The sequence below is a fragment of the Hungatella sp. SB206 genome (assembly GCF_051132295.1).
Lineage (GTDB): Bacteria > Bacillota > Clostridia > Lachnospirales > Lachnospiraceae > Hungatella > Hungatella effluvii.
Map to the genome: position 1 here is coordinate 4579455 of NZ_CP096603.1, position 24460 is coordinate 4603914.

A 24460-nucleotide genomic window follows, 5' to 3' on the forward strand; every position below is an offset into this window, starting at 1 on the left:
TCATTGGTGAATCCGGCCGCAGACCGCCCTGCAGACCGCATTTTCAAGTACCCGGCATCCAAACAGCACCGATTCCCGGTGAATCTTTTCATCTACGCCGTGAACCATGGAAACGGCCTGATCAAAGGTCATGTCCCAGGAAAGGACCGGACTGTAGCCGTATACCTTCGCCTTCATGGGAACCAGAAAACGTCCGTCGCTGGATCCCATGGAAATGAACGGAAGCACTTCCGCCCGTTTCCCGTCTTCTCCCAGCTCCATCTTTGTCGCTTCCTCCAGACATCTGATCAGTCCGCCCTCCGGCTGACTCTCATAGCCCTCGCTGAAGGATAGAATCCGGCATTCGGCATCCCATTTTTCCGCCAGGCGGTCCGTAATCTCTTTCAGATATGCGGTTCCGTAACCAGGCAGAAGGCGCACGTCGCAGATCACCTTTACCTGATTGACGCTTTTTCCCTGAATCATGGTCACGGTTATGGTATTCCGGTTCATGGCCGTCAGAATATTGTTCATGACCGGGGACAGCGCCTCTCTGAAACGATCACTCGCGCGCTCTGCGCCCGGGTCACCGTGGCAATTGCCGTCCGCACATTCGGAAAGCCGTTTTTCGAAGCGCGCTACCGTAGGCAGCTTCCTCTGCTCCAGCTCCAGGGCCCCGATGTCGGCCACCAGCTTCATGGCTCTTACCATCCCGTCTCCGCTTCCGAAGAATGGGCCTTTGGCATTTCTGGCCTCCACGGTAAATTCCACGGTGCCGCATCCCTTCTGGCCCGACTCACATAAGTAAAAAGCCGTGTCTCCCACCAGAATCGGGAAGCCTCCGCCTTCACTGATTACCTCACTGTTTTCGAAGAGTTCCTTTCCCGTGATGGTACGACCGCCTGCGGAGACTGTTTCCTCGAGAAATGCGGATAGTCCGAGCGCGCTGCCGCTCTCCTCGTCACAGGTCACAAGAAGAAAAACATCCCGTTTCCTTTGCTCTCCATTTTCCGCCAGCGCCAGAAGGGCAGCCAGTTCCATGACTGTCAGCTGCTTCGTGTCCACGGTGCCGCGCCCATAGATGAAGCCGTCCTCCTCCACCGCAGCAAAGGGAGGATGCTTCCACTGGGATTCCTTTGCCAGGACCACGTCAATATGGCTCAGGAGAATCAGCGGCCGTTCGGCCGGCGCCAAGTCTCCTGCACCTTCATCAGACGCATCTTTATCGGCCACATCTTCATGGGCCGGCAGGCAGGCCAGGAGATTGCCCCTGCCGGGAGCGCTCTCGTAAATCGTCGAATCGATCCCTTCCTGTTCAAGAATCTTTTGAATATAATCAAGCGCCTTTTTTTCATTTCCCGGTGGATTGGTGGTATCAATCCTGACCAGGTCCTTTAAAACTTCTGTATAATCGTATTTCATTTGGCTCTCCATTGGTGAAATGGCCCAAAACAATGTGCTTTGGGCCATTTACCTCATTCATTTATTCTCGCGAAGGCAACGAGCCAGGTGGGCATGCTGGCATGTCCATTTGACGACTGCCCGCGGGGGCAAACACCCCGCAGCTTGCGGCGGGGTGTTTGATTTACTGAGCAACGCTCCATTTTTCAATCTGGAATGTAATTCCGCGGAAGTCTGCTGCGAAGTTCTGCACCTTCTCACTGACTCCTGCAAGGCTCTTTTTACCATATAACGGAATCCACGGAACATCTTCGGAAATCAGCTTGCCGATCTCATGGTAGCAGGCCGCTCTCTCCTCCGGTTTTGTAGAGTAAAGCTGCTTCTCAAATAATTCATCCACCTTGGAGTTGCTGTATGTAACGAAATTCCAGGTACCCGGTGCATCTGCGGTGGTTAAGTACATTCTGTACTCGTCCGGATCGGCCTCCATGCCGAAGCCTAAGGTGTAGCAGGCAAAATCGTCCGCCGTTACACGGCGCGGGCTGCCGTTGTCATCGGATGGGAACAGCTTCGTGTAAGCCAGTGTGGAGAAATCCTGCTCGATGATCTCCATCTCCACACCGATCTCCTTCCACTGCTGCTGGATCAGCTGAGCTACGGAATTGCCGTCTGTACTTGTTACGAGGTCATAGGTAAGATGAAGCGTCTTGCCGTTCTTCTCGTAGAATCCGGTCGATGCATTCATAGTATATCCAGCCTCTTCCAGAAGAGATTTTGACTTCGCCGGATCGTACGGATACTTCGTTACATCGTCACTGTAGGTCCAGTGGTTGCTCGGGAAAATGCTGTCCTGCACGTAACCGGTCTCTCCATAAATCGTCGCTACAATCTTATCTTTGTCAATACCGTAAGCCAGTGCCTGGCGTACCTTTAAATCACTTAAGTCTTCATTTAACTGGTTTAAGCCGATATAGTAAACGCTTAACATATCGTACGCTTCCACTCTGACGCCGCCCATGGCCTCTACGGTCTCAATCTCGGAAGCGCTCAAGCCATACAGAACGTCCAGCTCGCCATTGATTAAGGAAGCGGTCAGTGTTGTCTCGTCGCCGAACTTCACATAGACGCGGTCAATGCCAGGCTTTGTGCCGAAGTAATCTTCGTTCTTCTCCAGTTCGATGTACTGGCCCGACTTCCACTCAACGAATTTGTACTTGCCGGTTCCAATGGGATGACGGTTAAAATCGTCGGTATCCCATGTGCCTGGATCCACATTCTCCAGAATGTGCTTCGGAAGAATACAGGTATACATGTTGCCGATAAACGCGGCATTCGCCTCTTCCAGTTCCACAACAACCGTCTTGTCATCCGGTGTGGTAATGCCGGATACGCTGTCTGCGCTGCCTTCCTGGTACGCTTTGGCTCCGACGATGGAGACGATACGGCTGTCCGCGCCGCCCTTGTAGGTCGGTGCCGCAAGAGATGTTAATGTAAATGCGACGTCGGCGGAGGTAAACGGTTCTCCGTCATGCCACTTTACGCCTTTTCTTAAATGGAAGGTATACGTCCTGCCGTCGTCCGATACATCCCATCCTTCTGCCAAATCCCCCACGTAGTTCAGTTCTTCGTCCGGAATAACCAGATAGTTAAAGATCATACATTGAACATTGCTGTCCGGTGTTCTCGGCTGAATCGTCGGGTTCAAGTTGGCTACCTCAGAGGTCTGGCCAATCTGTACTACGGTTTCCTCCCCCGTATTTCCCGCTTCCGATCCAGCTTCAGCCTGAACGTTCCCGCCGCCGCTCGTTTCTGTCGTGCCGCCGCTCCCACCACATGCGGTTGTAAGAGCCATCGCGGACAGTAATATTGCTGCAAGTACACTTCTACGTTTTCTCATAACGAGTCCTCCTATGCCTTTCGCTTTAGTTCGCTAAAGCAAATATTTACAAAAAATGCAGAAAATGAACTCCATTTTCTGCCTCTTTGCATTTGTTGGGATTAGTATAACAATAATGTCGTTTCTTGTCAATCCATTAATTTTAAGTATTCAATTTTTTTAGTAAATAAACTTTTTTAGTAAATTATCTGGAATTTTTTTAGCCTCTCTCTTTCAAAATTTAAGGGAGCATCACCTTTTACCGGCCAGATACTCTTCCAGGTACTTCACGATTTCCCCGGCGGACTCCTCATAATTCATGAGATAATGGCCGTCCAGCTTCATGGAAATATGTCTCATATTTTCTCTGTTTCCGCTTCTCTTAACCAGCTGCTCACTCATCGCCCGGCTCGGCCAGTACCTGTCGTTTTCCTCAGAAATCAGAAGTCAGAAGTATTTTCCCGGTATATCCGTCAACGCGGATGAGCGCGTCTTCATTCCCGTTTTTCTCTATCGACGCTACATAACACGTACAGTAATTTCCATCCATAATCTCCTTTACAATCTCCCGGTCAAAATAGAATTTGATATAGGGCAGTTCTTTTCCCTGAAAGGACCAGGAGGACTTCCTGTTTGTAAAGCTCTCCAGGGTGAATTCCGCGGGCAGTCCCTGAAACGCATAACAGGAAGGGACCAGCGCGATTGTCACTGCTGATCGCATATAGTTTGTCAGCAGCAGCGCGGCTTCCCCTCCCTTCGACTGGCCGATTACGATCACCTCCCTGTCGCCGATGCCGTACTCCTGTTTTACGGCGGATACCGCATTAACAAAGTATTCCATCGGCAGGCACTCAAGACTCTCCGGAAGATCACCGGCGCCGAAGTACGCCAGCAGCAGAACCTGAAAATCTTTCTTTAATCGTTCTAAAAAATCTTTGTTCAAAGGCGCCGGAAGTCCCGGCCTGCTGCCGCCTATGATTACCACCAGCGGTTTTCCTTCATTCTTATAAAAATCTCCGTAAAGTTCCTTTGTGCGATATTCCTGTATCATGATTTCCTCCTTATGCTTTCCTCTCAGTGTGGTGCTCGTTAATGTGCTTCCCATGTTAATGTGCTTCCCATGTTAGTGTGGCGCGCTGTCAATGTAACGCTATGTTAATATGATTTACTGTAAACTTACTTAACATAATAAAAAAAAGAAATGCTGTCAGCGACAGCCTATTCTTCTTTTAATCTCTTATCCATAATTTCTTCAAACGCAGTCAGGAACTGAATCATCTCTCCGCAGAACGGCTCCGGCATCTCCTGAATCAGCCGGAGGGATTCTTCATCCGAGCGGGTGTGGATCTCCCTGTGGGCAATATAATTCTTCTGCCCTTCCTCCGTCAGGTTTAAGACCACCTCCGTGTCCGAATAGTGGGATACCGCCTTCTCCACGACGCCTTTATCCACCAGTTTATAGATCATCTGCGAAGCGGCGGCTTTCGTAACTCCCAGCGCAGAGGCCAGAGCAGTAATATTAATTCCCGGATTGTCTCCCACGGCCGCAATCGTGTGAATCTCTGATCGGGTCAGCAGCATCTTTGTGCCATACGTGCGTTTTCTGTTCTCCCACTGATTGTATTTATGAATAATACGTTCCATAAGTACCGTCATCTGCGAATAATCGTTCATGTAGCTGCCTCCGAATTTGTTAAGTATCTTTACAGTATAGCAACTATATCCCTTTTTCCAGCTTCTGTCAAGCCCATTTTAACAATGCCGCTTTTATCTCTGCCTTTAAAATACTTCTTTCACGTGTTCCACCAGTTCCGCCTCCGTATTCGACTCCACAAAATGCAGAATCTCCTCCTCCATGCTGTCGGCCTGGGCGTGGTTTGCAGCAATCGAGGCCACTCCGATGACGATTATCTGGTGAATATCCTGTTCATCGGTCTCTGCTGCGGATACATTATATTTATTGCGAAGCTTTGCAGTCAGACTCTTCACCACCATCCGCTTTTCCTTTAAAGAATGGACCCACGGGGCGTGAAGTCTGATTGTCAACGATAAAATTCTCATTTCTCTGTCACCCCTCTTTTGATGATGCCAGACTGACGGCATATTTGATAAGCTGTTCCATGCTGTATCGCTTCTCGCGGGGGACATCCTGGAAATTGATCGGAAGTACCGGAATTGTCTCCCCGGTTATCAGATAGTTTAAGTCAATGTCCATGGTTTCATTCAACAGGGCCAGTTTTTCCAGGGCAATGCTGCTCTCTCCCCTCTCGATTTTTCCATAGAATGCTTTCGTAATACCGAGACATTCCGCCATCTTATCCTGAGTCCAGTTCTTTTCCAACCTGATCTGCCTTAAGCGGTTCCCCATTTCACGCAGCAGTTCTTCTTTGTTTCGTCCGCCCTTTGATGCACGTCCCGGGCCCTTCTCCCCGGCCGGCTCTGATGGAAATTTCCGTACTCGCGGCTGATTTTTACTTCTGTTATCATTCATGTAAAATAAATCCTTCCTGATGTAAAATACTTCTTTTATTATTTTACATGAAATAATCAGTATTTGGAACGCACGCTCAGTAGTCCTTAAACTCCATATATGGTATTTTTTTCCATTTGCCGTCGTGTTCACAGCTGACGAACCGCCTCCGCGCCCAGTCTGTACTGCCGGTTCGTTCTCTGCGAATCATCCCTGTACTAAGAATCCTTTTTCACTGATAAAAAAAGCAGGAAAGATAACGCGGATCCCGTTATCCTTCCTGCTCTGCTGTTATTCCCGCAAGCCGGAAATATGTTTCCCGGACTAATCACCGAACCTTCCGGAAGATTTCCATGCTTCGCTCTAAAATCCCCTTCATCTGCGCAATGACCATACCGTAATTCGTAAAGGGAACGCCCGCGTCCCCCGCGCACTGCATGCGGTATCTGATTTCTCTCTCATTAAGCATACAGCCGCCGCAGTGGATCACCAGGCGGTAACCGGATAAGTCCTCAGGAAAGCTTCGCCCCGAGGACGTTTCGATGATGACATTCTTCCCCGTGTATTTCTTAATCCAGGCCGGAATCTTCACCGTGCCGATATCATTGCACTGCCGGTGGTGGGTACACCCCTCGGATATGAGAATCCGGTCCCCGTCCTGCAGCTGGTTCACGGCCTTCACTCCGCTTGCCGCCGCATCCAGGAATCCTTTATATCTTGCCATCAGAACGGAAAAGGAGGTGAGCAGTACATGGTCCGGTACCACCTCGGCCACCTCGGAAAATGCCTGGCTGTCCGTGATCACCAGATCCGGATCGCGGCCCAGCTTCTTAAGCGCTGCTTGAAGCTGCGTGTCGCGCACCACCACGGACATGGCCCCTGCCTCCAGAATATCCCGGATGGCCTGCTGCTGCGGCAGGATCAGCCGTCCCTTCGGTGCAGCCTTATCGATGGGGACCACCAGCACCACAAGATCGAGAGGTTTTAAGAAATCTCCCACCAGACGGCAGCCATTTTCCTTCTCTTTTATGAGACCGGCAATCCTCTCCTTTAACTCCTTAATATGGCAGTTCGTCTCGGCACTGACGAAAACAGATTTTTCGTCCGCTGTCTGCTCTTCTGTTTTATACTCTTTTTTGTCCAGCAGATCCCATTTATTATAAGCGATCAGATATGGAAGCTGTTTCTCTTTAAATAGTGAAAGCATCTCCTCATCGGCCTTCGTCTTTCCCAAAACCGAATCGACCACCAGCACGGCACAGTCCGCCCTGTTTAAAATCTCCCGGGTCTTTTTCACGCGCAGCTCTCCGAGAGCGCCTTCATCGTCAAAGCCCGGGGTATCAATGATCACCACAGGGCCCATGGGAAGCAGCTCCATGGATTTATAGACCGGGTCCGTCGTCGTTCCCTTGATATCAGATACCACGGACAGTTCCTGGCCCGTGACCGCGTTTACTATGCTGGATTTTCCCGCATTGCGGCGGCCAAAGAAGCCGATGTGTATGCGCTCGCCGCCCGGCGTATCACCTAGTCCCATATTTCTTCACCCCACAGTCCTCTGAGTTGTCTTTTGTATGAACCATACTATCTCAGAACCGGAAATCCCGGATTCCCTGTTCGATCTTTTCCAAATGATCCTTACAGATATCCCGCACCTTGTCTTTTGGAATATTGGCCAGCTCTGCCTCGATTAACTTCTCTCCGATGGCTTTCGTGTCCTCGGAGGCGTAATCCATCAAAAATTCCTTTAGCGTCATAAGCGCATTGGGATGGCAGCAGTTCTGAATCTGGCCGCTCTTACAGAGGCTCATGAAACGGTCGCCGGTCCTGCCTTCCCGATAGCACGCGGTACAGAAGGACGGAATATACCCCATCTCCATCAGCCAGCGCACCACCTCGTCGAGGCTTCTCTGGTCGGAAACGTCAAACTGCTCTGTATCGGTCGGCCGGATCTCCTCCTGATAACCGCCTACGCTCGTTCTGGAAGCGCCGCTGATCTGGGACACACCGAGGCGGATCACCTTTTCCCTCACCTGCTGGCTCTCCCTTGTGGATATGATCATTCCCGTATATGGCACAGCAAGACGGATCAATGCGCAGAGCTTTGCAAAGATGTCGTCGCTGATGCTGTTGTCAAATGCGCTTGGATCGATATCGTCGGCATGCTTGATACGCGGAACGCTGATTGTGTGAGGGCCCACACCGTGAACCGCCTCTAAATGCTCGGCATGCATTAAAAGACCTGCAAACTCATATTTGTAGAGCTCCAGTCCGAAGAGTACGCCAAGTCCCACATCATCGATTCCGCCGTCCATGGCCCGGTCCATAGCCTCAGTATGGTAGGCGTAATCGTGCTTCGGTCCCGTCGGATGAAGCTTCTCATAGCTCTCCTTGTGATACGTCTCCTGGAACAGAATGTAGGTTCCGATTCCCGCGTCCTTTAACTTCCTGTAGTTCTCGACCGTGGTAGCCGCAATATTTACATTCACACGGCGGATAGCTCCGTTCTTATGCTTAATGGAATAGATCGTATCGATACATTCCAATATGTATTCGATGGGATTCCTCACCGGGTCCTCTCCCGCCTCGATAGCCAGACGTTTGTGGCCCATATCCTGAAGGGCGATTACTTCCTTTGCCACTTCCTCCTGCGTCAGCTTCTTGCGGGCGATGTGCTTGTTCTTGCCGTGGTACGGACAGTACGTACAGCCGTTGATACAGTAGTTGGATAAGTAGAGAGGCGCGAACATGACGATACGGTTTCCATAGAATTTCTTCTTAATCTCTTCCGCCAGGTTATACATCTCTAAAATCTTGTCCGGCATCTCGCAGGCCAGCAGCACGGATGCCTCCCTGTGGCTGAGTCCCTTCAGCTGCCTTGCCTTTTCGATGATCGAGTCGATCAACTCCACGTTTTCTTTGTTTTTTTCCGCATAGTCGAGTGTCTCCTGGATCTCCTCGTGTGAAATAAATTCCTCTGCTTTTAACGATTCTGGATTATACATGATTCCTTCCTTTCTTCCGGGTCAGCAAATGCTTCTCCGTCAGTCATTCATTTTTATATTACTAGACTGTCGCCCCGCGAGACGGCAATCCCATAACCGATTTTACTTAAGGATTCCCTTAAGAGTTCCAGGCTCTCCGCGGCCTCGGAGCCGGAGGACAGCTTGTTGTCATACAGCATATACTTCTTTCGGACGCCTGCCGGGGACAGATTCGGCATGACCACATTTGCGCCGCTTAAGATTCCCGCCTCTCTGCCGCCTTCCGTCACGGTTCCGAGTGCCGTGGTAGCAGGAAGCAGCACCTTCGGCATCATCAGACGGATAACCGACAGCAGATACAGTGTCAATTCGGCTGTCCCATTTTCCATATCACAAAAGGGAGTGTCCTTATGAGAGAGAAACGGTCCGATCCCGATCATATGAGGACCGAATTCCTTCATGAAGCGCAGATCCTTTACGATCATGGACGCGGTCTGGTATGGTGACCCAACCATAAAGCCGCAGCCAGTCTGATAACCGATTTCCTTCAGATCCCTCAGCGCTGCCATCCGCTTATCGAAGCTCATCGACTCCGGATGAAGCCTTCCGTAATGACACGGATCGGCCGTCTCATGGCGGAGTAAGTAACGGTCTGCCCCCGCATCATGGAGGCGTCTATAACTGTCATGACTTCGCTCCCCTGCCGACAGGGTGATGGCGCAGTCCGGACACAACCCTCGGATTGACGCCACAATGGTGCAAAGCCGTTCATCCGTAAAATAGGGATCTTCTCCGCCCTGAAGCACAAAAGTGCGGAATCCCAGGCCGTAGCCAGCCTCACAGCACGACAGAATCTCCTCCTCTGTCAGCCGGTACCGCTCTGCCTCCCGGTTGCTTCTCCTGATTCCACAGTAGTAACAGTCATTTTTACAGTAATTCGTAAATTCAATCAGTCCTCGGATATAGACGAAGCGTCCGTAGATCCGTTCGCACAGTGCTCTGGCCTCGTTTCTCAAAAACAGGGCTGTCTCTTCATTCCGTTCCGTAATCAGCGTATACAGCGCGTCATCCGGCAGATCGTGATTCTCCGCCAGCCGCACGGCTAAGTCCATGACCTTTTTTGCAGCGTCGCTCATGATTTCACTCCCGAGTAGGCGGTCTTCGAGCTGACGCCCTTCAATTTTCCCACCTTGCCGGAAAGAGCCGATATAATACTCTGGGGAGCGTCCACCGCAATGCTGATAATGCTGATCTTCTTCTCATGATAGGGAATCCCCATACGGCCAATGATATACTGGCGGTATTCATGAAGAATTTCGTTGAGTTCCTCTACGGATTCCTCTGCTTCCACAACGATTCCCACCACCGCGATCCTTGTTTCCATCGTTACACCTCCAGATTGTTTTGACCTCATGTCAGTGGGGGATATCTGCCCGCCACTGACGCTAAGTTTGTTTTTGCGATTCATCTCCCACCTGTAGAGGCTGGGAGAATTCTCATTGATTTTGTTAAAGCAAAAATGCCGCACCCCAAAAGGTACGGCAAGAAAAGAATGCGATCTGCATTCCATGTTATATTTCCTATCTCGAGCCGAACCTTTCGCCTCAAAACATGTTTTTGGCGTCAGGATACAGTAATAGCATATCACGAGCTGTAAATATTTTCAATTGTTTTCTGCCTTTTACAGACAGATCCAAACAACTTATGCGCCAATTATCCCGCCGTCTGAACTGTTACAACTTATGAACACAACACCTTTCTTTCCACTTTTTGCAATCTTTGTTCTACATTGTCCTGTCGTTTCATCAGAATTTCGACAATCTCATTGTTATATCGCACAACTGAGACATATTGACGTAACTCTTGCAGGTCTTTGTTGGTTGAATCAATCCTTCGGTTGAGTCTCTGCTCCGTTGAATCCAACTCATCCAACACCAAATTGGTTTCATGCCTTAAGTCTGCTTTTGTCGCAAAGGCTTTCAAATCGTCTTTTGTTGCAAAGGCCTTCAAATCGTCTTTTGTCGCAAAACTTTCCATTTTTAATAGGATCTGATCAATTTTTTCTGTATCTGTCATATATACCTCCATACAAGTAAATTGAACCATACTTTTTACAATCCAATTATTAACTGTTAGTGACGTGTTTCTTATGTATATAATACCATATACAGGCGTATAAAGTCTATAATATTTTAAAAAATATCACGGTTTCAATTCGTATTTACCGGCGCAGAATTGGATTTGGAGGCTGAAAGATACGCTCGGGAGAGACCTGGAGTGAAGACGGGAAAGAGGAGGGACACAGAGCCTCTCCCCCACTACAACTATAAATTTTATAGCTAAAGATACCAGCCGGCAGAAAAAGAAATTAAGGCTTACATCTCCCGCACGGCTCATAGCCCTGCGCGATCGCTTCATCCCGGCTGCCGGTGAAGCTCTGCTTGTTTGATTCATTCATCTGTGAAACACTGGAACAGGAAGGATAGTGAAATTTGTGAGTATTGGTATTGAAAATATAAGTGGTCTCGGTACTGGATTTACTTTCGTTTTTACTTTCTGCGCTGCTCTCAGCTTTTTTTCCGGCTGTGCTGCCGTCCTCGGACGCTGCGGTCTCCTGTGGTGCACTCTCTGATCGCTGACTGCTGCCGGTAGCGTAGTCTATGGTGACTCCGGGCTGCACGTTATAGACGAATACACAGAATAAAATTCCGTCGCCCTCGTCCTCAACGGATTCTGCCTCCATCAGTACGCCGTCAGCGATCAGATTATTACCCTGGAAAACCGGAGTAACACGGTACAGGACATGGTTTTTCGTTTCCTTGACGTAGTCAGCCACCATGTTCTCAAACGGCAGCATGCCGTCCACATTCATATACCGGGTACCTGTGATCAGATTCTTTTCATTGGCATTCTCAGCCGTCAGCTGAAAGCCGATTAAGTGACACCGGTTATAGAGGTACTTACCGTCTACAAAATCGTATTTTATGGTCTGCCACCCGGAAGGCTTCACCTTGCCTATGGACCCGCGTTTTTCCGTCGGCATAAGGTCTGTGCCAACATTGGCATAGGCCGTGCCGCATCTTCCGAGGCTGTCTAAATCACTGTAAGTCTCGAAGGATTCTGTCGTGAAATCTGACGTTTCGAAATAGGGGACATTCCCGTTTACCGCGGCATACGCTTCTCCCGAATAGGCGGGAATATCGGATACTTTGAACTGCTTCGGTCCTGTACTACCCACAAGCTCTGTCTCATTGGCCAATACACCGGCAGTGCTTTGGCTTTCGCCGGTCTGAGCCGATGTCTGGTCTGACATTTGAGCCGATGTCTGAGCCAGCGCCTGGTCCGGTATCGGGGCCGGTGACTGGGCGCAGCCGGCAAGGAGCAGCGCCGTCATGACTAAAACTGCAATATAATTACTTATTCTCTTCATCTTTTTTATACACTTCTCTTATTATTTTTTCGTGGGAGCTTCCCTCAAACTCCTCGGATTCCGTCATGGTCCAGCCATGAGACAGGATATCCGCGGGAAAATGGAAATCCGCCGGATAACTGCGGTTCCATTGAAACAGAATGATCGATTCAAGCTCATCTTCATATGGCAGTATGTCCTGATCCTCAACAAAGCAGTACTCGCCGCTTCCCGCCCTGTCAAGAAATGCCGGATCGACGGACAGCCAGTCCGGTTTAGGCTCCGGGAACAGCTTACTGGAATACTCGTTCATCCAAAGTCTGCTGTTCTCCGAGCACCGGAGCACCCGCTCCTGCACTGCGCTGTCTCTGCTCTGACGCCGGTGGTTGAACATCATGCCGTTATGGTCGTCAACACAAATCATGACTATCATTTTTTCCTTCCTCTCCCAGAGCATGTCTGAAAATTCATATCTAGTACAGCATTGCGTAAGTTTCGATGAATTATGTGCTTGATATTTGCGCCAGGGGCGCGACTGCGAAGCGACGGCGTAGTGGACCCTACGTCTAGCTTCGTGGGCGTGGTCCTGGCGTGAATAGCGAGTGCAGAATTCACCGGAACTTGCGCAATGCTGTACTAGATACGCTCTAATCAATCTTCGGTCTCACCGGATGCCTGATTACAGTTTTCATTCGTTCCGGTGAAACCTTCCTCGGATCACTTAAGTATATCTCATGGTGACGCCTGCGATCAGAGATATCGTTCTCATAGCCCTGTTCCTTTATATAATGGTCCATTTTTGCAACGGTGGCCGGTTCCTCGTTATAGCTTCCAATGTGGAGACACTGGACACACAGGCCCTCCGAAACTGTGATCAGCTCCGCAAGACTCGTATCGATCCCTTTTTTTCGCTGCGCCTCCTCCTTCGCCCAGGCAAATACCTCCTCTGTGACGAATTCGGGCACTCTGATTATGGAAATCCAGTTAAATCGGGACTTGTTCCTGTAATCGACGCCCGGCGCGCCGCCTTCCATCCACCAGAAGCCCTCCAGCGGCGGAACGACGTACTCGAAGAAGCCGTCAACCTTCCGGCTTCCCTTATAGCTCATCTTAATCGTGTAGGAAATCCCGTACAGAACGGCAACCGCCCTTCCGTATTCCCCATCCGGCTCGTTCGGATCTCCGTGTCCTCTCACTGCCGCGTACTGCATGGAAGGTACCTCCACGATGGCTGGCATCTCCTTCGGAAGATACAATGCCTTATACTCTTTTTTATAATCAAATGGTGTCATACTGCTGCCTCCTTACTTTTTTATGAGTGTAACACAGTAAACACGACAACTGTATGACATGATTATTTAATTACAACGGGAATTCCTGCGCTCACCTCGATGACGCGGTCTGCAAGCATTCCCAGGCGGCAGTTGATTTCTCCCAGAACCTTTAGATAGAGAGCCGTGGATTCATCCCAGCCGCAAAGATCTCCGGTATCCGGATTTTCCCCGTTTTCGTCCCATTTTATGCAGACCGGTTGTTTGCGGTAATCGCCGGCCGAAAATACCTCGTTGGTCACGATGACGAGATCAGATACTTTCCTTCTCAGACTCAGAATTCCGTCTACTACCGAATCCGCCACCGCAGAGCCGTATTCGGCGGAAAAGCTGTCCGGGCAGTCGTCCTCCCCGGTTCCAAACAGTTCATTGGAAACCAGGTTGGAGAGGCATTCCAAAAGAACTGCATACTCCGCTGCTCCGGTCAGCTCTCCGTATTTTCCCGCGGCAGGCAGCTTCAGCCGCTCTAAGCCGCGGTAGCACTCCACAGTCTCAAACTGCTTATCTGCCCGCATCAGACGGTGACGTTCAATCCGGCGTCTGCACTCCTCATCCCAAGGCTTCATGGTCGCAATGTAGATCCGCCTCCGTTTTCCCAGTCTGACAATCTCCTGCTCGGCAAAGGCCGATTTTCCGCTGCCGCTGCCTCCCGTTACCAGTGTTACCATCCTCTTCCTCCTCGCTGTGAGCACCAGCACGCCCTGGTGGTGCCGGGATGCACTGCTACTGCGTCCCGGAATTTTTCTGAGGCGCCAGCGGCTTGTACTCCTCAATCTGAATATCCTGAAATGTGCTCATTTTGGTATAAACCTCCAGCGCCATATCGAGAAGCGGGATGGACGCAACCGCGCCGGTTCCCTCCCCCAGACACATCCCTGCCGCCACAAATGGTTTTAAGCCCAGTTCATCCAGGAGCAGGCGTCCCGCCGGTTCCGCCGAAACGTGGGTGGCCAGCATATAATCGCGGCCGGCCGGCGCCAGCTTTGCTGCGGCAAGCGCCGCAGTACCCGAGATAAAGCCGTCGATCAGAACGGGAATGCGGTAGACCGCGCCCCCTAAAAAGACACCGGTAAGGCCGGCGAGATCTAAGCCTCCCACATGGGCAATCACATCGATGGCATCTCTGCATTCCGGTCCGTACCGCTTTACAGCTTCCCGGATAACGGATACTTTTTTCATCAGGCCCTCGTCCGACAGTCCCGCCCCGCGGCCCGTCATTTCAGCCGGATCACGATCCAGCAGCATGGCCGCCACGGCACTGCTCGTCGTGGTGTTGCCTATCCCCATCTCTCCTGTGGCGATCAGACGGTACCCTTTTTCCTTCAGCTCTCCAGCCACGCTAATTCCCGCGGCAATGGCCGCTACAGCGGTTTCCCGGGTCATGGCCGGTTCTTTATGGAAATTCTTTGTTCCATAAGCCAGTTTTTTCCGTATCAGCGGGTTCCTGGCGCCGGAACGCAAATCTCTGGAGGCTCCGATATCCACCGGAAACACGTCCACTCCCGCCCGGTCAGCCATGAGGCAGACACTGCTGTTTCCATCCGTCATATTTTCAGTTACCACGGCAGTGACTTCCTGTCCGGTCTGCGTTACACCTTCTTCTACAATGCCGTTATCACTGCACATGATAATCAGCGCCCGTTTACCGATATCAACATGCTGGGTCTCTGATATTCCGGCGATCTTTATCACGTCCTCTTCGAGAATCCCCAGGCTATAGAGCGGCTTCGCCACATGGCTCCATGTGAGAGAGGCCAGTTCCATGGCATCTGACGAAAGAGGGGATATCCTGGACAACACCCCGTTTAAGCATTCTTCTGCCGTTCTCTCATAGAGTTTAAACCACGGAAGGCCCCAGGAGCCCAGTCCCAGATCCACAGTCGCCACATAGCGGTATCCCTGCCGCTCATAGAGCCGGACTGCGGGTTCATTTTTCTCATATACGTCAAGGCGGATCGTCTTCTTTCCTTCCCTCAGGGCCTGTAATTCCGCAAACTCCATCAGAAATTTCCCCGCGCCTGATTTACGGAAATCCGGGTGAACGAGAAATGTATGGATCACCATTACCTCATCCGGCTCCGCCTCCACGCCCCAGGAGACACCGTTGTATGCGGCCTCCTGCTTTCCATTTAATATGATGGAACCGATGATGCGGCCTTTAGTCTCCGCCACATAGAGTGTGCCTGTCTCCACACCCTCTTCCGCCGCATCCCTTCCGGGATAGACTCCCTTTTTCCAGCCCGGATAGTTGACATGGCTTTCCAGATGCCCGACCGTCTCGTCGTATAGCCGCACCAGTTCGGGAATGTCCTCTGAGACACCCCGCCGTATGTTTAATTCTTCTGTCATGACTTAAGTTCCTTTCCTGCAAAGCTCCAGCCACCGCTCTGCGGCAGATGGATTCGATGGATAATAAAGATGGGGGAAACCGGCCAGCAGACCGCCATCTGCATGAATGCAGTCCCAGCTTCTCTTTCCGCCTGGTTTCACGGCCTTCATTGCATTGCCGCAGGCCGTGCTGTCCCAGTAGTGGAATTCATGGCCGCGGATCTCTTCCCCTTCTTTCAAAAGCGGGGTGTCCCCATAGGGCACGAGCCCGATGTATCCGAATCGGGACAGTTTTCCGGTTGGAAATGCCCGTCCTGCAATGACTCCCGCCATGGGAAAGACCTCCCCCTCCTTCGTCTCCAGCTCCTCATGTAGATAGAGGAAACCGCCGCACTCCGCAAGTATGGGCATTCCCCCGGCCGCCGCTTCATTTATTTCTCTTAAAAGGGAGCCGTTGGCCGACAATCTTTCGGCATAGAGTTCCGGGTAACCGCCGCCGAGCATCAGCCCGGCAATTTCCTTTGGCAGATGCTCGTCCCGCATGGGATCAAATTCCACGAACTCGGCTCCCAGACTCTCAAAAAGCTTTATATTTTCCTGATAGTAAAAACAGAAAGCCTCGTCTCTGGCGATACCGATCCGGATGCGTTCCGTTCCGGGTGCTTCAATGGCGATTACGGCTTCCGCACTGCCCTCCGCCGCTTCACCGTCGTCCTTCAATTCCCCGGCACCGCCTGCCAGACGTAAAAGCCCTTCCACATCCACGGTCTTCTCCATCTCCAAAGCCAGCAGTTCCAGCCGCTCCCGCAGGGCTTTGGACTCCTCCGGAATCACAAGTCCGAGATGACGGCTGGTTACTTTTGCCGCGTCGCATTCCGGCAGATAGCCGAACACGGAAATTCCCAGCTTTTCGATCTCCGGCACGAGACGCTCCGCCATCACCGGAGAGATCCTGTTTAGGATAACGCCGCGTATACGGCTGTCTTTTCTATATTCCAGAAATCCTTTTATTTCTGCCGCCAGGGAAAGCGAGGCTCCCTTGCAGTCCAGAACCAGTACGACGGGCGCGTCAAGAGCGCGGGCCGTGTCGTAGGAGCTGGCCCAAGTGTCATTTCCTCCGACACCGTCGTAATATCCCATCACGCCTTCCACCACCGAAAGGTCAGCACCGGCTGCCAGATCCTTAAACTGATTTCGCACCTCTTCATCAGGCAGGAAAAAGGTATCCAGATTTCCACCGTCGATTCCCAGTACGTATTTGTGAAACATGGGATCGATGTAGTCCGGCCCGCACTTAAACGCCCGGCATTCTATCTCCCGCTTTTTCCATGCAGCCAGCAGTCCGCAGGTCATCATCGTTTTTCCGCTGCCGCTCTTGGGTGCGGCAAGCATCAAACGCGGATATGCGGTTTCTGAGCCGGAGGCCTCTTCGGCTGTCACCGCTTGCTTTGCCGCTTTCACGCCCCCTGTCTCTCTCCCCCCAAAGGAAATCACATAAACAGGGTTCTGAGCCATCATCATGTGGACCCGGCCCGCCGCCTTCGCCCGTGAAACTGACACCAGAACGATATCGGCCTCGATCCCGCGGGCGGCGGTCCATTCCATCACCTTCGAAACGGATTCCAGCGTGATCGCATTCACCACCACCCGGACCTCTGGATTCTTTGCCAGCAGCAGAGAAAGAATATCTGCCATTTTGCCGGAGGTGCCTCCCAGAAATGCATGAGTAGGCGCCTCCAGACCCTCTAAAGCCTCCGGGGCCGCGCCTTCTATGATTCGAATCTGCTCCGCCTGAAACTTTTTCCTGTTTTTCTCCAGCAGCTCCACGGCCTCCCGCTTCTTCTCGACCGCATAGACTGTGCCTTCCGGCATAAAAGCCGCGGCCTCCACCGACACGGAACCGGTCCCCGCTCCGATATCAAAGAGGACCGAATCGGGCGAAAGCTCCAGCTTCTCCACCGAAACGGCACGAACCTCGCTCTTCGTCATGGGGACCTCTCCCCGGATAAACCATTCGTCTCTCATCTGACACCCTCACTCTCTTCGTTCCGTTCCATCAGAACCACAGCCAGGCTTGTAAATTCCATGGCTGCAAGCTGGTCCGGCGTTCCGGTCACAATCCGCTCATCGGCATAGGAGAGCCGCTCTCCCGCAGTGATTCTCACGTCGGTAAGCCCGGCTCTCAAAAGCTGCTCACAGAGTTCCTTTACCGTGTGCACCCCGCCCAGCAGCGTAAATACCGCCGGATTCTGGGCCAGCGCCTGGGCCGCGTCGCAGTCCCGCCCGTGCAGACTGATCAGTTTCACATGCTCCCAGCTTCGTCCCATTTTGGCACATAAGTACGACACGGACGATATCCCCGGGTAAATGGTGAATTCATAGGAATCGCAGTACGGTTTTTCCGAAAGCACGGCGCCCATACCGGACGCGCCGCTGTAAAACCCCGTATCGCCGGAATACAGGACACCGGCTCTTTTATGCTCCGGATGGCTCTCAAGCCATTCCAGGATTTCACGGTTCCCGTAAATCGGAACCCGCAGGATTTTCGACGCCGCTTCTCCCAGCGTCTCCGCCGCGTCCGTCATGCGTCTGGCGCCAAATAAGACATCGCATCGTTTCAGCGCCTCAGCGGCTGCAAGCGTCATCTGGCCCGGGCCTCCCATCCCTGTCCCGATGAGAGAAAGCTTCCGTTTGGCGGATACGGTTCCCGCTTCTTTCAGGAGTATTTTCGCCGCGTCCAATGTAATTCCGTCTCCCTCCTCCAACGGTCTTCCAATCACAACCGCTGTCACGGAAAGTGCTTCCGCTGCGGAGAGCTTCTCTAAAAAGCCTCCCGCTGTCCCTGCTTCCTTTGTCACCAGATAGCGGACTCCCAGCTGCCGCATCATGGCCCGGTTCATTTCTTCGGAAAACGGACCCTGCATGGCGATGATGCGTTTTCCTCTTATTCCGATGTCTTCGCAGGCGGATATGGCGGCGCAGGAGGGAAGAACCCGCACATAAAGCCTTTCCTCATATCCCGGAAGCGCTGTATAGGCGGCAAGTTCCTTGCTCCCCGTAGTCACGAGGATGTCTCCCTCCCTGTCCTTCAAGTAACAGACTGCTTCCTCTACGGAATGCACGTATACGACTTGAGATGCAAATGCTGCGGCTGAGCCTTTGCCGCTGTCACCTCCGGGGCTCTCCGCTGCGGCAGACTCCCGCGTCACCCGCAGATAGGAGACCCCGGCGCGGCCGCAGGCTTCTTTTATATTTCTGGTTGCCTCCGCGGCATACGGATGGGTCGCGTCAAAGACGGCGCGGATGGATGCCCGCTTCATGAAGCCTTCCATCGCATCACCGGCCATGCGGCCCGAAAGCACATGGAGAGATTCACTTTCCGGAAGCAGATCCGCACCGTAACCGCTGACAACGCTGACGTACGCCTCTATTTCCTGCTGGTGGCAGTATTCGGCAAGAAGACGGCCTTCCGTAGTGCCTCCGAAGATTAAAATCCTACACATTCCGGTATCCTCTCGGCGTTACCATCCTCCCGTTTACCGCCTTTGTCTTCTCATTGCCGATGAACACGGTGGTAAACATGTCGGTGGATGTGTCTCTTAATTCGGAAAGCGTCATAAGCTCCACGGACTCCCCTTCCCGGCCGATATTCATTGCAATGCCGCAGACCGTTTCCGGCTTCTTGGCGGTGAGCATGATGTCACACGCCCGTCTTAAGTAATCCGACCGCTTCCGGCTGGAGGGATTATAGAGGCATATGGCCAGATCCGCCTTTGCCGCGTGCAAAAGCCTGTCCTCGATCAGCTCCATCGGAGTCAGTAAATCGCTTAAGCTGATCACGGCAAAATCGTGCCCCAGAGGCGCGCCGAGCAAGGCGCCGCCGCTTAACGCCGCCGTCACTCCGGGAATCACCTCCACGATCGGGGAATCCGATTCTCCCACCAGTTCCAGAATAAGGCCGCTCATCCCGTACACACCGGCATCCCCGCTGCAGATCAGCGCCACCGTTATGCCGGCCTCCGCCTTCTCGATTGCCATACGGCACCGTTCTGTCTCCTGCCTCATAGGCGTGGTGATCCACTCTTTTCCGGGAAAATGTTCCCGCATCAAATCCGCATACACCGTATATCCGACCACCACCTGGCTCTCTTCCATGGCGCGAACCGCCTTTATCGTCATATGTTCGTAGGAACCCGGTCCGATTCCCACCACATATAGTTTTCCTGTCTGCTTCACAGCTTCACCTTCCAATCCCGGACCGCGGCCGCCACCGTGACGCCGCCGCCCGCCTGTTTTCTCATCATCAGTCTTCCTCCGCCTAAGTCCTCTACAAGGCTTACAGCGGCCCGCTCGCAGACGTTGTCCACGCCTGTGATCTCCTTAACAAAAGAAGACGGGGAGAATTCCCCCTCCGCCTGCAGCAGCCGTTCGGCCGGATACGTTTGAAAGGAGAGGCCATGCTCCCTTACATAGGAAAGGAGTCCGGCTTCCTCTTTCTTTATATCGATTGTCGCCACGGCGGCCGCACTCTCCGGCTCGATGTTCCACCGGCGTAATGCCTCCTCCACGGCTGCTTCTATTCTTTCTTTTTCCGTGCCCCTCTTACAGCCGATTCCCAGGATCACAATCCGCGGTACCAGCCGGAGCACCTCCCCGCCTTCCGGCAGGTACAGCTTCGAAAAAGAGTCCGGCCCGCCGGACTCACGCGCCGGAGCGCGGCCGCATAAGCTGTCATGGTTCTCCGGATAACGCTTCACCGTAATCCAGACATTTCTTTTACAGCTTTCCTTCTGGGTAAAGCCCTCCGGCACTCTTCCCGCTGCGGGGAAATCGCTGAAAAATCCCACCGGCTCACCGGCCAGGACATCGGCGGACACCGCCTTTGCCGTCTTCATATCCGAGATCCAAAGCCCCTGCTCCTTTGCAAAATTATCTACCGCAAAGCGGCCATGGATATCCGTGGCTGTGGTGATGACGGGGATTCCTCCCGTCAGCTTCGCCGTCTCTTCCGCCAGCCCATTGGCACCTCCCAAATGGCCTGACAGAAGGGAAATGGAAAAACGGCCGCTATCATCGATGACCACAACGGCCGGATCTGTCCTCTTGTCCTTTACCCACGGTGCAATGGCCCTGACGGCGATCCCTGCGGCCCCGATGAAAATCAGCCCCTCCCGCGTCTCAAACTGGTTCCCGGTCCATTCCTGAAGGCTGGATTTTAAGGGTTCCAGACCATTTGTCTCGTGAAACGGATTCAAAAACTTCTCCAGCACGAACCCACGGCATTCATGGCCGTTCCGTTTCAGTTCCTTCAACAGCCGGGCGCCAAGCTTCGCCCCCGCTCCTGTAAAACAAATCAGCGAAAGCCTCATCATTTCCTCTCTTTCCCCTCAGTATCACTTCCCTGCCTGTATTCCGTCGTAAACCCCGAATCATACAGCTTCGAAAGGGCATATCCGCTCTGGCTCACCGCGTTTCCCACGATGATCAGGGCTGTTTTCCTGATCTGCTCCCCGGCCGCCCGCTCTGCCAGCGTTCCCACCGTGCAGATGACCTTCTTCTCATCATCCCAGGTAGCCCGGTAGACGATGGCCGCCGGAGTGTCCGCGCCGTATCCGCCGCGCATCAGCTCAGCCGCCAGCTCTGCCACCATGCCTGAGCTTAAGAACAGGACCATGGTCGCCCCATGCGCCGCAAATGAAGCGATGGATTCCCGCTCCGGAACCGGAGTCCGCCCTGCCATCCTGGTGATCACCACGCTCTGGGATATCTCCGGAAGCGTGTATTCCATATTCAAGGCTGCGGCGGCTCCACAGAAGGAACTGACTCCCGGGCAGACTTGACAGGATATCCCCAAACGGTCAAATTCATCCATCTGTTCCCGGATCGCCCCATAGATGCAGGGGTCCCCCGTGTGCAGGCGGACAGTCATCTTTCCCTCTGCCTCGGTCTCACGGACCGCCTCTACCACCTGATCGAGCGTCATATACGCGCTGTTTAACACGCGGCAGCCTTCTTTTCTGTATTCCAGCAGCGCCGGATTTACCAGCGAGCCTGCGTAAATGATTGTATCCGCCTGTGAGATCAGTTCCTTCCCACGGACGGTAATAAGATCCGGTGCTCCCGGACCTGCTCCTACGATATGTACCATCTCTACCTCACAATCAACAGTGAATAATATCCCGGCTCATCCGGAATTTCCTCCAGGGACATAAAAATCCGTTCATCGGCCATGCCGCAGTTTTCCACCATAACGGCACTGGCCCCGCATTTGCGGATCTCTTCCTTGACTGCCTTCATCTGTTTTCCCGTCTTCATAAGCACCTTGACGCCTGGAAGCTTAAGCGCTTCCTTCACCTGGTACGTAGCCGGTATCACATGCAGCTCCTCCGCTCCGGACACCAGCGGCATGCCAAGCCTGGCCGCCGCCGCTGAAAAGGAGGGAATCCCGCATTCCAGCCTCGTCGCATACCCTTTGCTCCACAGGCGCTCCAGCAGATAGCTGCAGGTCGAGTAGATGCTCACATCACCCAGTGTGATGAAGCCCACATCCTCCCCTCTGTCCAGCCGTTCCATCACAGCGCTGGCCGCCAGATCATGGCTTTCATCCAGCACTTTTTTATCCTTTGTCATCGGCATGGGGAGGTAGAGGCACTCTTTCTCCTCAATCTCCGGCACCGCCTGACGCGCGATCTGGTAAGCTGTACACAGTTCCTTTTCCCTGTGTGGAATGGCGATCACCGCACATTCCTTTATCTGCTTTGCTGCTTTTATGGTCATTAATTCCGGGTCTCCCGGACCGACTCCGATTCCGTATAGAATTCCAGACATGATTGTCTCTCCTGTTCTTGTTTTCTCTTCTATTCTTGTTTTCTCTTCTGTCCTTGTTCTCTCTTCTATTCTTTCTGCATTTCGTTTGCTTCTTCCCGAATGCGAAATGCCTCAATCATGTTCTCTGCCCCGCAGGTCATACCAAGTATACCGTATCTGTTCGTAAATGTCACCACCTCGGCGCACACGGTTCTCCCGCTCCACTCTTCTACGTACTGCTTCATCCGTTCCACCGCAGTCATCATCGCCGTTTTCAGGACTCCGGCCTTTTCCAGCCAGATTACCGCCTCCTCCGTCGTATTGGATGCGAGCACCTGGTCTTTCAACCGGTTCCTGTCACTCTCCGCCATCTCCTCACAGTGTATCCGGGCACAGTCCCACATAATTCCCATACGCCTGTCCCCGTACTTCGAATGCGTATTTCCGACACCGCCGGCCACCTTGATCAGTTTTCCGACGTGGCCGACAAAAAGAAGACCGTTCATCCCCTCGTCCGCCGCCATTTTCACGGAATCCTGTACGAAATTGCTGCACTGGATCCCCTGGGCCAGGGAGAGATTTAATGTCTCCTTCAAAAAATTCTCCCCGTAATTTCCGGGGGTTAAGATCACTTCCCGCTGCCCTGCCACGGCCTTCATATGGAGTTCCAGCTGAATGGTGGCTCTTAAAGCGGCCTCACTCATCGGCTCCACGATCCCGCTGGTTCCGAGCACAGAAATCCCGCCCTCGATTCCTAGCTTTGGGTTAAAGGTGCTGAGAGCCAGACGCTCCCCCTCCGGAATCCATATTCGGACAAGGAGGCGTCCTTCGCAGCCTGCGCTTCGCGCCACCGCCTCCACTTCTTCAAAGATCATCTTTCTGGGTACCGGATTGATGGCATGAAGCCCCACAGGACACGCAAGGCCCGGCTTCGTAACAATCCCGACCCCAGGGCCTCCGGTTAAGAAAATATGATTGTTCCGGTAACACATATCCGGGTCACCGCTGTCTGTTATGTACTCTACCGAAGCATAAATCAAAGCCTTATCCGTTACATCCGGGTCATCTCCCGCGTCTTTTCTGACGGCGCACACGGCCGAATGTTCTGTCCGTTCCGCATCATGCAGCAACAGCTCCGCCCGGGTTCCTCCCGGCGTCATCACCTGGACACACTCCACCGCTTCCCGCTGCAGCAGCATAACCGCGGCAGCCTTCGCCGCACAGGCCGCACACGTACCCGTGGTAAAACCACTTCTCAACTTTTTCTCTTCCATCGCTGTATCCTCTTTCCCGTATATTATAATGGATAGCGAGGGGGGTGGCAAGTTTTTTTAAACAGGGAGTCCCCTATGGCTTTTCCCCTTACAAAGCCAATTCTTAGCCACATAGCTTGAGGAGAGGGGAGGGGAAACCGTCTGTTTGTCAGCTCCGGTCTCCCTTCCCCTCTCCTTAAGCGCTGTCGCGCAGTTCTTACTTTTCTTCTAAAGCCTCTTGTTTTAATTCGCGTTTGCGTTTCGTAATGAGACCGCCGATGCGGCCGCTTTCTTTCGCGGTGAGGGAACGCCAGCCGCCGTTGATTACTTTGTCACTGAGACCTAACTCCGTGGCAATTTCGAATTTAAGTATTTCCTCTGGTTTTAAATTATGAGGATCGAATGGTTCGTTCTTTTTTCCTTTTGACATGATTACAGGCTTGCTCCTTTCTCGAATCTAAGGAGAGTATGCCCGTTATGAGACCCCTTAAACATCCGGACCGGAGGGTTTTCTGATTTGCAGGATGGGGCGGCGGCCCCATATGTCAATTTTCGACAGCACTAATGACACATTTTACCAAAATATACTATAGTTTACTGTATTTATCCTGTTTTTACCCAA

At 52.5% G+C, this 24460-nt stretch carries 25 protein-coding genes and 1 pseudogene; all 26 read right to left on the minus strand.

All coding sequences use genetic code 11. The features are described from left to right. Complete coding sequence (locus M1L66_RS20235; protein ID WP_434687829.1) at positions 1–1401, minus strand: M20/M25/M40 family metallo-hydrolase; 1401 nt, start codon at positions 1399–1401, stop codon at positions 1–3. A gap of 163 nt (positions 1402–1564) precedes the next feature. Next, positions 1565–3277: an ABC transporter substrate-binding protein gene (locus M1L66_RS20240; protein WP_434687831.1), complete on the minus strand. Its 1713-nt coding sequence runs from the start codon at positions 3275–3277 to the stop codon at positions 1565–1567. Positions 3278–3508: 231 nt separating this feature from the next. After that, on the minus strand, positions 3509–3658 hold the full coding sequence (locus tag M1L66_RS20245) for a hypothetical protein (protein ID WP_434687833.1): 150 nt from the start codon (positions 3656–3658) through the stop codon (positions 3509–3511). Positions 3659–3689: 31 nt separating this feature from the next. Continuing rightward, entirely contained in the window at positions 3690–4307 is a 618-nt protein-coding gene (locus M1L66_RS20250; protein WP_434687835.1) for an alpha/beta fold hydrolase, read from the minus strand. A gap of 167 nt (positions 4308–4474) precedes the next feature. Continuing rightward, positions 4475–4930, minus strand: coding sequence for a MarR family transcriptional regulator (locus tag M1L66_RS20255; RefSeq protein ID WP_434687837.1), 456 nt, complete (start codon positions 4928–4930; stop codon positions 4475–4477). Between the two features lie 105 nt (positions 4931–5035). Further along, a complete protein-coding gene (locus M1L66_RS20260; RefSeq protein WP_025530730.1) occupies positions 5036–5317 on the minus strand; it encodes a DUF503 domain-containing protein in 282 nt (93 codons plus the stop codon). A 7-nt stretch (positions 5318–5324) separates the two neighbouring features. Then, positions 5325–5747, minus strand: coding sequence for a helix-turn-helix domain-containing protein (locus tag M1L66_RS20265; protein ID WP_187019177.1), 423 nt, complete (start codon positions 5745–5747; stop codon positions 5325–5327). 307 nt (positions 5748–6054) lie between these two features. Further along, positions 6055–7263 (minus strand): [FeFe] hydrogenase H-cluster maturation GTPase HydF, encoded by a 1209-nt coding sequence (gene hydF / locus M1L66_RS20270; RefSeq protein ID WP_187019175.1) that lies wholly within the window; start codon positions 7261–7263, stop codon positions 6055–6057. A 52-nt stretch (positions 7264–7315) separates the two neighbouring features. Further along, positions 7316–8731: a [FeFe] hydrogenase H-cluster radical SAM maturase HydG gene (gene hydG, locus M1L66_RS20275; protein ID WP_002603500.1), complete on the minus strand. Its 1416-nt coding sequence runs from the start codon at positions 8729–8731 to the stop codon at positions 7316–7318. 53 nt (positions 8732–8784) lie between these two features. Continuing rightward, positions 8785–9846, minus strand: coding sequence for a [FeFe] hydrogenase H-cluster radical SAM maturase HydE (gene hydE, locus M1L66_RS20280; RefSeq protein ID WP_187019174.1), 1062 nt, complete (start codon positions 9844–9846; stop codon positions 8785–8787). Beyond that, a complete protein-coding gene (locus tag M1L66_RS20285) occupies positions 9843–10094 on the minus strand; it encodes a TM1266 family iron-only hydrogenase system putative regulator (RefSeq protein ID WP_002603498.1) in 252 nt (83 codons plus the stop codon). Before M1L66_RS20285 ends, hydE begins: the two co-directional genes overlap by 4 nt. Before the next feature lie 356 nt (positions 10095–10450). Then, positions 10451–10786, minus strand: coding sequence for a hypothetical protein (locus tag M1L66_RS20290; protein WP_434687841.1), 336 nt, complete (start codon positions 10784–10786; stop codon positions 10451–10453). A 292-nt stretch (positions 10787–11078) separates the two neighbouring features. Next, positions 11079–12140 carry a DNA/RNA non-specific endonuclease gene (locus M1L66_RS20295; RefSeq protein WP_002603496.1) on the minus strand — a complete coding sequence of 354 codons (1062 nt, stop codon included), beginning with the start codon at positions 12138–12140 and terminating at the stop codon, positions 11079–11081. Then, positions 12124–12552 carry a ribonuclease Z gene (locus M1L66_RS20300; RefSeq protein WP_187019169.1) on the minus strand — a complete coding sequence of 143 codons (429 nt, stop codon included), beginning with the start codon at positions 12550–12552 and terminating at the stop codon, positions 12124–12126. Before M1L66_RS20300 ends, M1L66_RS20295 begins: the two co-directional genes overlap by 17 nt. Before the next feature lie 214 nt (positions 12553–12766). Continuing rightward, positions 12767–13411 carry a GyrI-like domain-containing protein gene (locus tag M1L66_RS20305; RefSeq protein WP_434687844.1) on the minus strand — a complete coding sequence of 215 codons (645 nt, stop codon included), beginning with the start codon at positions 13409–13411 and terminating at the stop codon, positions 12767–12769. Positions 13412–13473: 62 nt separating this feature from the next. Beyond that, positions 13474–14118, minus strand: a complete 645-nt coding sequence (locus tag M1L66_RS20310) for a bifunctional adenosylcobinamide kinase/adenosylcobinamide-phosphate guanylyltransferase (RefSeq protein WP_187019165.1) — start codon at positions 14116–14118, stop codon at positions 13474–13476. Between the two features lie 55 nt (positions 14119–14173). After that, complete coding sequence (cobT, locus tag M1L66_RS20315) at positions 14174–15214, minus strand: nicotinate-nucleotide--dimethylbenzimidazole phosphoribosyltransferase (protein ID WP_434694290.1); 1041 nt, start codon at positions 15212–15214, stop codon at positions 14174–14176. 180 nt (positions 15215–15394) lie between these two features. Further along, positions 15395–15799: pseudogene (locus M1L66_RS20320) on the minus strand (GNAT family N-acetyltransferase); the annotation flags it as partial. Positions 15800–15802: 3 nt separating this feature from the next. Further along, positions 15803–17803 carry a cobyrinate a,c-diamide synthase gene (locus M1L66_RS20325; protein WP_243270156.1) on the minus strand — a complete coding sequence of 667 codons (2001 nt, stop codon included), beginning with the start codon at positions 17801–17803 and terminating at the stop codon, positions 15803–15805. Continuing rightward, complete coding sequence (cobK, locus tag M1L66_RS20330; protein WP_434687847.1) at positions 17800–19281, minus strand: precorrin-6A reductase; 1482 nt, start codon at positions 19279–19281, stop codon at positions 17800–17802. Before cobK ends, M1L66_RS20325 begins: the two co-directional genes overlap by 4 nt. Continuing rightward, a complete protein-coding gene (cobJ, locus tag M1L66_RS20335) occupies positions 19274–20014 on the minus strand; it encodes a precorrin-3B C(17)-methyltransferase (protein WP_434687849.1) in 741 nt (246 codons plus the stop codon). Before cobJ ends, cobK begins: the two co-directional genes overlap by 8 nt. Continuing rightward, a complete protein-coding gene (locus tag M1L66_RS20340; RefSeq protein ID WP_434687851.1) occupies positions 20011–21150 on the minus strand; it encodes a cobalt-precorrin 5A hydrolase in 1140 nt (379 codons plus the stop codon). Before M1L66_RS20340 ends, cobJ begins: the two co-directional genes overlap by 4 nt. After that, entirely contained in the window at positions 21147–21926 is a 780-nt protein-coding gene (gene cobM / locus M1L66_RS20345) for a precorrin-4 C(11)-methyltransferase (RefSeq protein WP_434687853.1), read from the minus strand. The genes M1L66_RS20340 and cobM overlap by 4 nt, the downstream gene beginning before the upstream one ends. A gap of 2 nt (positions 21927–21928) precedes the next feature. After that, the gene (gene cobI / locus M1L66_RS20350) at positions 21929–22606 is read right to left on the minus strand and encodes a precorrin-2 C(20)-methyltransferase (RefSeq protein WP_187019157.1); all 678 of its coding nucleotides are present in this window, start codon (positions 22604–22606) and stop codon (positions 21929–21931) included. A 65-nt stretch (positions 22607–22671) separates the two neighbouring features. After that, on the minus strand, positions 22672–23859 hold the full coding sequence (gene cbiD, locus M1L66_RS20355; RefSeq protein ID WP_434687855.1) for a cobalt-precorrin-5B (C(1))-methyltransferase CbiD: 1188 nt from the start codon (positions 23857–23859) through the stop codon (positions 22672–22674). Between the two features lie 196 nt (positions 23860–24055). Beyond that, the gene (locus M1L66_RS20360; RefSeq protein WP_002603484.1) at positions 24056–24268 is read right to left on the minus strand and encodes a small, acid-soluble spore protein, alpha/beta type; all 213 of its coding nucleotides are present in this window, start codon (positions 24266–24268) and stop codon (positions 24056–24058) included. Between the last annotated feature and the right edge of the window lie 192 nt (positions 24269–24460).